This is a genomic window from Mammaliicoccus sciuri (assembly GCF_002901825.1).
GTDB classification, from domain to species: domain Bacteria; phylum Bacillota; class Bacilli; order Staphylococcales; family Staphylococcaceae; genus Mammaliicoccus; species Mammaliicoccus sciuri.
The window spans coordinates 442698-446063 of sequence record NZ_PPQD01000034.1; the positions used below are offsets into that span (position 1 = coordinate 442698).

1 pseudogene is annotated in these 3366 nt (G+C 35.5%); it reads left to right on the plus strand.

Annotated features, from left to right (window positions below):
* Positions 1 to 3366: pseudogene (locus CD035_RS14055) on the plus strand (hypothetical protein); the annotation flags it as partial.

Genomic DNA, 3366 nt, shown 5'->3' on the forward strand with positions numbered 1-3366 from the left:
AAAGCAGAACAACCACAAGAAGAAGCAACTACAGTTGATGAAACAACACAAGATGCAACAACTAATGAAGAATCAACAACAGAAGATAAATCATCTACAGAAAAAGCATCAACAGAAGAAGCAACTCAAGTTGATACAGTAGCACCAGAAACTGCTAAAGTTGAAACTGCTGAAAAAGCAGAACAACCACAAGCAGAAACAACAGAAGTAGCTGAAGAATCAACTAGCACAGAAGAAACAACAGAAACTGCAGAAGCAGAAAATCATCAATCTATTGATAAGTCTAAAAGTAATGTAACTAAAACTGTCGATGAGAAAGATAAAGAAGATAAAAATATTAGTGATGAAAATGGTACTGAAGATATAGAAACTGATATAGCTACTAATAATGATGAATTAGCTTTACCATCTCACCAAATACCTGTCAATGATGTAAATAAACTTACAGATTATGAAAAATCACGTGTTAGAAAAGCTGTAATAAGAACGAATAAATTTTTAACTGACAATATGATTACAGTCGATGAGAACGGCTCTGTAACTGTTTACAACAATGGCAAAGTATATACACTACCACCTTATATTACAGTATATCAAGCTGAATCTTTAGAAAGCAGAACAGGGTTCAGAATTGGAGAAACTGGAAGCTTTAATAAAGGTTTCGGGAAAGGTATGAATGATAGTACGGTTCCTAGAGCAGTATTAATCGAAAATATTACATCAAGAGAACGTGGCGAATCGGTCGACTTCACTTATACAATTCATTATAACCAAGCACATTCTAGTGATGCTCGTGGCCGTTTTTATGTATTTGCGCCTTCTGGTGTAAGACTGTCTGCAGGTAACGTTGAAAAATTATCTGGACGTGGTAGAGAATTACATTGGACAAAAGATGTTGACGTTCAGAATCATCTAGATGGCATTCTTTATCATGCAATGACATCTAATGAAAGAGATTACTATAAACGTTTAACAAATTTAACTGACAATGATAACTACTTGCTTCTAAATCAAAATACTAATCCGAGTGGGGATTCGTATAGAGCAACAATAACTGCTACTGTTAGTAAGGAATGGTTAAGAAGAAATGGTGGAAAATTCTATGTGGCTGTAGGTAATGCTTCTAAACATCTAGGTCCAGCGTATAATACAAACAGAGTTAGGTTTATTCAGAACCAATATGGACCTTCAGCTGAATCAAGTCCATCATCAAATGATAATGCTACAAACACTGTAGATAACCCAGTAAATTTAAGAAAAGCATTTAATATTACTTGGAAACGTCCAAATTTAAGTAATCGACCAGAAGATCCAGGATTTGAATTATCACCTGATGGCAATACACTTATATATAAATATGCTATTGGACATAATCCAGGTCATAATATTAATACAGACGAATTATTAGCATTATTAAATGCTAATGTGAAATCTACTGGTAGAAATTTAGATGGAACAGAAAAGAAAAAAGCTGAAAGAAATCAAAATGGCTTTCATTTAGGCGGTAGTAACGAAGGAGATAAAGAAGGTAGATACTTCCTTAATAGGAAACCTGTAGCTATTTTAGATATCATACAACCTGTTAGTGGCAATAATGGTAAATATTTATTAGGTGGACGTATTATTAATATCGAAGGGTCTGCAGAAGGACAAGATGGTGTTGTAAATAAAGATAAATACAATCGTGTCGTTTCAGGATTTGAAATTGCAGAAGAACACAACAACGGAGCAGGTAGTGCTTCATTTTCTGATCCACGTATTATCAGAGGTAGTGAAGGATCTAATGATATTGCCAAAGATAATTCAAACGGTGTTGCAGGCAACAATAATAATGAGGGCAGAGATAGAGCCATAAATAAATTCCAAATTTATGCAACATACAAACAATTACCATATTTCACTAACTTAAATACCGATACAGAAACGAGACTTATGAACCTTTTCGTTGTGCCTGTTGATGTAACGAAACCAACTGTATTAACAAACGAAACACGTTCAGTAATAAGTATTCCGAATGAGTTTAGAACTAAACAGGATGTTGAGCGATTCATTGATGAAAATACGAATAAAATCGTTGGTAAAGATAATTTTTCAACTCGTAGTCATTTAGTTAAAGAATTCAAAATCTATGATCAAAATGATAATGAAATAAATATTGCAGATGAAAACATTGCTAGAAATACTAATTATAAATTAAAAGCTTATGTTTCAGATGAAGCTGGGAACACAAGTGAACCACTTGAACTTGGTAACTTTATTTATAGAGGTATTCCTAATAAACCAGTTATAAACACGGAATTAACAGATAAAGCTAATAAACCTGGTACTCAAGATGAAATCAATGTAACGAGCGAAGCGGGTAGTACGGTATCTCTTTATGATAAAGACAATCATCTGATAGGTTCTGGTACTGCTGATGAGAATGGCATTGCTATAATAAGACCTACTAATCCAATACCTGAAGGTGACGTTATAGCTAAGGCAACATTTGTGTCAAATAATCCACAAGATCAAGATTTTTCAGAAGCATCTGATCCTAAAAAGGCAACTGATACAACGCCTCCTGCTAAACCAGTTATTACTACTGATTTAACAGGTAAAGCCGGTACTACGCCTACCATTGATGTTACTGCTGAACCGGGTTCTAAAGTTGAATTATTTGATAAAGATGGACATAAACTTGGTGAGAGAGAAGCCGGAAGAGATGGTATCGCACATATCACGCCAACTAAACCTTTACCTGAAGGTAATGTTACAGCTAAAGCCACTGATAAAGCGGAACATCCAAACACATCTCAACCTTCAGATCCTAAAAAGGCAACTGATACAACACCTCCTGCTAAACCAGTTATTACTACTGATTTAACAGGTAAAGCCGGTACTACGCCTACCATTGATGTTACTGCTGAACCGGGTTCTAAAGTTGAATTATTTGATAAAGATGGACATAAACTTGGTGAGAGAGAAGCCGGAAGAGATGGTATCGCACATATCACGCCAACTAAACCTTTACCTGAAGGTAATGTTACAGCTAAAGCCACTGATAAAGCGGAACATCCTAATACATCTCAACCTTCAGATCCTAAAAAGGCAACTGATACAACACCTCCTGCTAAACCAGTTATTACTACTGATTTAACAGGTAAAGCCGGTACTACGCCTACCATTGATGTTACTGCTGAACCGGGTTCTAAAGTTGAATTATTTGATAAAGATGGACATAAACTTGGTGAGAGAGAAGCCGGAAGAGATGGTATCGCACATATCACGCCAACTAAACCTTTACCAGAAGGTAATGTTACAGCTAAAGCGACTGATAAAGCGGAACATCCTAACACATCTCAACCTTCAGATCCTAAAAAGGCA